Origin of the sequence: Streptomyces sp. BR123 (genome assembly GCF_013401435.1) — a bacterium.
Classification (GTDB): Bacteria; Actinomycetota; Actinomycetes; order Streptomycetales; family Streptomycetaceae; genus Streptomyces.
In genome coordinates this window covers 1-1,182 of the sequence record NZ_JACBGN010000614.1, presented here as the reverse complement: position 1 = coordinate 1,182, position 1,182 = coordinate 1, and the positions used below count along the sequence as shown (strand labels likewise).

Below are 1,182 nucleotides of genomic sequence, written 5' to 3'. Positions count from 1 at the left end.
GGGGGAGACTGGTCGGCGAGGGCCGGGGGTTCCCCCGGCAGGCGCCCGCCTGTATCGTTTTTCGATAGCATCGACAAACGATATGGAGGTGGCTGCTCCCGTGTCCGAGGACAAGAAGCTGCTGGAACCCCTCTCCACCGTGGTCTCCACGACGCTGCGCCTGCTGGCCGGCCTCCTCCTCGCCGGCTTCGCGCTGAGCGCCCTGAACGGCTCGATCCCGCTCTGGGGCGGCCCGGACGCCACGGACGCCGGCGTCTGTGCCACGGCCGACTGGATCTCGACCAACTCCGTCGGCCCTGCCGACACTGCTCTCGGCGCCCGGGACGGGGCGCGCCTCGACGCCGTCGCCCGCTACTGCGCGCAGGACCCGAGCGCCGGACAGCGGACCCTGCGCATCCTGGCCGAGGTGCCCTCGTTCGTCCTGCTCCTCGGTGGACTCGCCCTCCTCGACCGGCTGCTGCGGTCGGCCGCCCGGGACGGCGTCCACGCCCGGCGCACCACCGCCGGACTGCGTGCGCTCGCCCTCTGGGTGCTCGTCGGCGGCGTGGCCGCCTGCCTTGTCGAGGCCGCTGCCCGCACCGCCCTGCTGTCCACCCTCACCACGCACGTCGCCTTCTCCGCCGGTGACGTCCTGCACACGCTCACCCCGCCCTACCTGCTGCTCCTGACCGGGCTCGGACTGCTGGTCTTCGCCCGGATCGTCCGTGCGGGCACGGCGATGCGCGAAGACCTCGAAGGGGTCATCTGATGCGAGGCGAGAGGGGTGGGCGCGGTGAGCCGGAGGAGCGGCACCACATCCACGTCCACCTCGACCGGATCCTCGCCGAGCGCGGCATGACGCTGACCGAGCTCGCGGCCCGCGTCGGCGTCACCAACGTCAACCTCTCCATCCTCAAGAACGGCCGCGCGAAGGCCGTCCGCTTCACCACGCTCACTCAGCTCTGCAAGGTCCTCGAATGCCAGCCCGGCGACCTGCTCAGCTACCGGCCCGAAGACACCGAAGACGCCGACCCGCCAAGGAGCGAATGACGATGATCGGAATGATGGACCCTGCAACCAAGATCGTCGCGGTGGTCTCCGCCCTCGCAGCGACAGCCCTCGTCGTGGCCGTCATCCGCCGCGCAACCCGCCGCTGAGCCTCCCCCGGTCCGCCGGCCGGGGGAGGGGGGCCGGAAAGGGGTG

At 71.7% G+C, this 1,182-nt stretch carries 2 protein-coding genes; both read left to right on the top strand.

Annotation, left to right across the window (positions count from 1 at the left end; translation table 11 throughout):
- Window positions 1-88: 88 nt before the first annotated feature.
- Window positions 89-748, top strand: a complete 660-nt coding sequence (locus HYE82_RS36660) for a DUF2975 domain-containing protein (protein WP_179178542.1) — start codon at window positions 89-91, stop codon at window positions 746-748.
- Entirely contained in the window at window positions 748-1,029 is a 282-nt protein-coding gene (locus HYE82_RS36655) for a helix-turn-helix transcriptional regulator (RefSeq protein WP_179178541.1), read from the top strand. The genes HYE82_RS36660 and HYE82_RS36655 overlap by 1 nt, the downstream gene beginning before the upstream one ends.
- The last annotated feature ends 153 nt before the right edge of the window (window positions 1,030-1,182 follow it).